This is a genomic window from Kitasatospora sp. NPDC024654 (assembly GCF_055559155.1).
On sequence record NZ_JBVHLF010000001.1, the window covers coordinates 267909 to 273140 of the forward strand.

At 71.8% G+C, this 5232-nt stretch carries 5 protein-coding genes; 3 read left to right on the forward strand and 2 right to left on the reverse strand.

Going from position 1 to position 5232, the window contains the following annotated elements:
• Positions 1 to 136: 136 nt before the first annotated feature.
• Positions 137 to 2044, forward strand: a complete 1908-nt coding sequence (locus ACZ38L_RS01200; protein ID WP_465688000.1) for an outer membrane protein assembly factor BamB family protein — start codon at positions 137 to 139, stop codon at positions 2042 to 2044.
• 67 nt (positions 2045 to 2111) lie between these two features.
• On the opposite strand, the gene ACZ38L_RS01205 is transcribed toward ACZ38L_RS01200, so the two are convergent.
• A complete protein-coding gene (locus tag ACZ38L_RS01205) occupies positions 2112 to 2633 on the reverse strand; it encodes an HNH endonuclease (RefSeq protein WP_465688002.1) in 522 nt (173 codons plus the stop codon).
• A gap of 131 nt (positions 2634 to 2764) precedes the next feature.
• On the opposite strand from ACZ38L_RS01205, the gene ACZ38L_RS01210 reads away from it, so the two are divergent.
• Both ACZ38L_RS01210 and tyrS read left to right on the forward strand, forming a co-directional pair.
• Entirely contained in the window at positions 2765 to 3376 is a 612-nt protein-coding gene (locus tag ACZ38L_RS01210) for a DNA-3-methyladenine glycosylase (RefSeq protein WP_465688004.1), read from the forward strand.
• Between the two features lie 95 nt (positions 3377 to 3471).
• On the forward strand, positions 3472 to 4737 hold the full coding sequence (tyrS, locus tag ACZ38L_RS01215) for a tyrosine--tRNA ligase (protein WP_465688029.1): 1266 nt from the start codon (positions 3472 to 3474) through the stop codon (positions 4735 to 4737).
• Between the two features lie 261 nt (positions 4738 to 4998).
• On the opposite strand, the gene ACZ38L_RS01220 is transcribed toward tyrS, so the two are convergent.
• Positions 4999 to 5232, reverse strand: a 234-nt coding sequence (locus tag ACZ38L_RS01220) for a hypothetical protein (protein WP_465688006.1), incomplete at its 5' end; no start/stop codon positions are given.

Genomic DNA, 5232 nt, shown 5'->3' on the forward strand with positions numbered 1-5232 from the left:
CACGCTGATCGTGCTGGTCGGTCTGGTCGCGGTGATCAAGCTGCTGCTCGGCTGAGGCGGCCGACACCCGGACCGGGCCGCCCGGGCGTCATGAGATGCTGGCCGCCGCAGCAAGCAGCAGGGACGGACGGAACGCATGGCTCAGGACCCGCCCCCAGGCTTCGGCCGGGAGTACCCCCACGGCAGCGACGGGCACGAGCCGGTCGGCTACGACTACCAGCAGGCGTGGTACCCCGCGGCGCCGCTCGGGGAGGAACAGCCGCCGGTCTACGGCACGACGGCACCGCCGTACGACGAGGGCGCGCAGCAGCCCTGGCAGTGGCAGGAGCAGCAGGCCGGGCAGGCCTACCCGGCGGAGGCGGCCTACGGCTACGCCGAGACCGGCACCGCCCAGCCGGAGATGCCGGGGTACGACGCCGCGACCGGGTACGATCCCGCCGCCGGCTATGACGCCGCGGCGGCCGGCTATGACGCCGCGGCCTCCGGCTACGACCCGACGGCGGCCTACGACCCCGCGGCCATCGCCGAGTACGACACCGTGATCGGTCAGCAGCCGGTGCCCGGCCTCGAGGAGCCGGCCGAGCCCGCGGGCGAGCCGGACCCCGCGGCCGACACGGCCGAACCCGCCGCCCCCCGGGCCGGCCGCTCCCGCGCCGGCGCCTCCTCGACCTCGCTGGTCGACCGGGTCCGCGCGGCCGCGGGCGGCCTGCTCGCCGACGCCCAGGGCTCCGGCCGCCGCACCCTGCTGATCCGGACCGGCGCCGGCCTCGGCGCGCTCGTCGTGCTGGTGACGGCCGGCGTGATCGCCACCAGCCACAGCGGTGGCTCCGGCAGCTCGGCCGCCGCGCCGCCCTCCTCCGACACCGGCTTCGCGACCTCGCACAACAAGATCTGGACCGCCCAACCGGCCTCCGCACCGCAGCCCGGCACCGACGACACCCTGGTCGGCAGCTGGTTGCTGTCCAGTGCCATAGTGCGGGCGGACGGCAGCGGGGTGAACGCCTACGACCTCGGCAGCGGCAAGCAGCTCTGGAGCGTGGCCGCCCCCGCCCAGGGCGCCGTCCCGTGCGGGCTGTCCCCGACCGTCAACCAGTCCGGCCTCGGTGCCGCGCTCTTCCGCACCCAGGCCAACCCGCAGAGCCCGTGCAGCCTGTTGGCCGCGGTGGACACCAAGACGGGCAAGACGGTCTGGACCAAGACCCTCTCCAACACCACCAACAGCTACTCGGCGCACGTCGCGGTCACCAACGACCGGGTGGTCGTGGTCGCCGACGACAAGGCCGCGGCCTGGAACGCCGCCGACGGGAACGACGCCTGGCAGTACGGCGGCCCGGGCAAGTTCTGCAACCTCTCCGGCAGCGCCTCCGGCGGCACCGTGCTGCTGCACAGCTACTGCGTCGACACCACCCCGAACGACCAGGCCGTCGCGCTCTCCACCGAGGACGGTCATCTGCTCTGGTGGCGCGGGCTGAACAACCAGCCCAAGTCGGTCACCGTGCTGTCGGCCGAGCCCGCCGTCGTGCTCACCACCGGCGACCAGCCGACCGACTCCCAGGTCTTCGCGTTCGGGTCGACCGGTGACCCGACCGTGCAGATCGCGGTCAACACACCGGCCGGCCAGCTGGACGTCACGCACGGCGGCTTCGACCCGGTACCCGGGGTGTTCTTCCAGGGGCACACCATGGTCACCACGCTCGTCCCCACCACCGGGGGTACCGCCCCGACCACCGTGGTGGGCTACGACCTCGGCACCGGCAAGGCGATCTGGCAGAGCAAGGCGACCGAGAAGGGCCCGGTGGCCGCGGTCGGGCTGGACAACGGCAGCCTCGTGCTGGCCGCCGACGAGCGGGTGTTGGAGCCCGCGCACCTCAGCCGGTTCAACCTGGCCAACGGGCAGGAGTCGGTCGGCGGCGGGTTCCCCAAGGACACCGGCTCGCTGCTCAGTTCGGGCCTGGTGCTGATCGGTGAGGACAAGGACATCGTGGTGCCGCAGCACTCGGGCACCTTCGGTATCGCCACCGCCTTCCAGGCCAAGAGCAACTGAGTGCCCGGTGGGCCGGCCCGTCCCCCGATCGGGCCGGTCCACCGGAGGTCCTTCGGCGGGTGCGGGTTCAGGCGGCGACGGCCGCCGGTCGTGGCAGCCACGGCGCCAACTCCGCGGCTTCGCCGGCCCGCAGGCCCAGCGCCAGCATCAACGAGGCCTCCGGAGTGGGCTCGAACGGGCGACGGAGCAGGGTCATCCCGGCCTGCTCCGGCGTGCGGTCCGCCTTGCGCTGGTTGTCCTCCGCGCAGGCGGCCACCGTGTTCAGCCAACTGTCCTCGCCGCCACGTGACTTGGGCTGAAGGTGATCGACCGTGGTGGCCCGCCGGCCGCAGTAGGCGCACAGATGCTGGTCGCGGACCAGGACACCCCGCCGTGACCAGGGCGCCCGTTGTCGGAACGGCACTCTGACGTACCGCCGCAGTCTGATCACCCGGGGCACCGGCAGGGCCAGCCCGGTCGAGCGCACCCGGGCCAGCGGATGGGCCTGCTCCAGCACGGCCTTGTCCTGGAGCACCAGCACCACCGCACGCTGCAGCGACACGGTGGACAAGGGCTCGTAGCTCGCGTTCAGAACCAGCGTGTCGCGCATCCCGGCCACCTCCCAGACCACTCCCGCCCCGGTGGCGGACGGGTCCACTCTGAACGCCGAACCCGCCACCGGACAACGGAATTTCGCCGACCCGGACGGCCGTCTCCCGACCGTGCGGCTACCCTCTCGGTGTGTCCGACGACCCGCTGCCGCACTCGTTCTTCGCCCGCCCCGCCCCCGAGGTGGCCCCCGACCTGCTCGGCCGGGTGCTTCGCTGCACGCTGCCGGCCGGCACGGTGGAGCTGCGGCTCACCGAGGTCGAGGCGTACCAGGGTCCGGACGACCCCGCCTCGCACGCCCACCGCGGCCCGACCGCGCGCAACGCCGTGATGTTCGGGCCGCCCGGCTACGCGTACGTGTACTTCACCTACGGCATGCACTTCTGCGTGAACCTGGTATGCGGGCCCGGCGGCGTCCCCGGGGCGGTGCTGCTGCGGGCCGGCGAGGTCGTCGCCGGGCTGGAGCTGGCCCGGGGCCGCCGGACCACCAGCCGCCGGGACACCGACCTGGCCCAGGGACCGGCCCGGCTCACCACGGCGCTCGGGATCGACCGCAGCCACGACGGAGCCGACCTCGACGGGCCGGTGCTGCGGTTGTTCCCCGGCACCCCGCCGCCCGCCGAGCTGATCCGCTCGGGCCCGCGCACCGGGATCGCGCAGGCCGCCGACACGCCCTGGCGGTTCTGGACCGAGGGCGAGCCGACGGTCAGCCCGTACCGCGCCCACACGCCACGCCGAAGGTAAACCGCTGGCGCGGACCGCGTACCCTCGGACACGCTGGATCACCACCGTCGGACCCGCCGACCAGGGGACCGACCGGACCGAGGAGAAGCGTGACCGTGACCGACATCGTCGACGAGCTGCGGTGGCGTGGGCTGATCGCCCTGTCCACCGACGAGGACGCATTGCGCAAGGCGTTCGCGGACGGCCCGGTCACGTTCTATTGCGGCTTCGACCCGACCGCGCCGAGCCTGCACCTGGGCAACCTGGTCCAGTTGCTCACCATGCGCCGGATCCAGCAGGCCGGGAACCTGCCGCTGGGCCTGGTCGGCGGCGCGACCGGCCTGATCGGTGACCCCAAGCCCACCGCCGAGCGGGTGCTCAACGACCCGGAGACGGTGGCCGGATGGGTGGACCGGCTGCGCGGCCAGATCGAGAAGTTCCTGGACTTCGAGGGTGAGTACGCCGCCCGCATGGTCAACAACCTGGACTGGACGTCCGGGATGTCGGCGATCAGCCTGCTGCGCGACGTGGGCAAGTACTTCCGGGTCAACAACATGATCGCCAAGGAGGCGGTGTCCCGCCGGCTCAACTCGGACGCGGGCATCAGCTACACCGAGTTCAGCTACCAGATCCTGCAGGGCATGGACTTCCTGGAGCTGAACCGGCGCTACGGCTGCACCCTGCAGACCGGTGGCAGCGACCAGTGGGGCAACCTCACGGCCGGCACCGACCTGCTCCGCAAGGCCGACGGCAAGTCGGTGCACGCGCTGGCCACCCCGCTGATCGTCAAGGCGGACGGCACCAAGTTCGGCAAGACCGAGTCCGGGACGGTCTGGCTCGACCCCGAGCTGACCACCCCGTACGCCTTCTACCAGTTCTGGCTCAACTCGGACGACCGGGACGTCTCGAACTTCCTGCGGATCTTCAGCTTCCGCTCGAAGGAGGAGATCGAGGAGCTGGAGCGGGAGACCGCCGAGCGCCCGCAGGCCCGGCTCGCCCAGCGCGCGCTGGCCGAGGAGCTGACCACGCTGGTGCACGGTGCCGAGCAGTACGAGCGCGCGGTCGCCGCGTCCAAGGCGCTGTTCGGCCAGGGTGACCTCGGCGAGCTGGAGCCGGCCACGCTGGCCTCGGCGCTCGCCGAGCTGCCCAGGGCGGAGGTGGCCGAGCTGGCGCCGATCGCCGACCTGCTGGTCGCGGTCGGCCTGGCGCCGAGCCGCTCGGCCGCCCGGCGCACGCTCAAGGAGGGCGGCGCGTACCTCAACAACGTCAAGCTCACCGACGAGGACGCGGTGCCCGCAGCGGAGGACCTGCTGCACGGCCGCTGGCTGGTGCTGCGCCGCGGCAAGCGCAACCTGGCCGCGGTCGAGCTGGTCGCGAACTGACGCCGTGTCGGCCGGGCCGTGGCGGTGGCGACCGCCGTCAGGTGGCGTGAAACAGACGCCGGTTGAGCTGCGGTAACACCACTGAGGGACCAGATCTGGTCAGATCTGGTCCCTCAGTGTTTGACGGGGCCGCACGACTGGCCTAGTGTTGGACGAGTCGCCTGAACCGGACGGACAAGTCGGACAGCCGAGAGGCCGGCCGATCATCTCGGTCCAACCGGAGCGACCAATACCCCACCGAATGGCCAGCGCTCGTCATTTTCAATGCCGAGTTCCGTTGGTACGGACCTGGTCCGGAAATACGGTAGAGTAGCGGTCGCCGCGGAAGGGAAAAGCGGCCCCGGCCAGCACGGGATCGGAAAACGCCGAAAAGCGGATCTGATAAGCTGGAGACACGAAAGAACGAAACGCCCGGAGGGCCTGCGAGAGCGGTCTGAAGGAAGTGTCCGTTCCTTGAGAACTCAACAGCGTGCCAAAAGTCAACGCCAGATATGT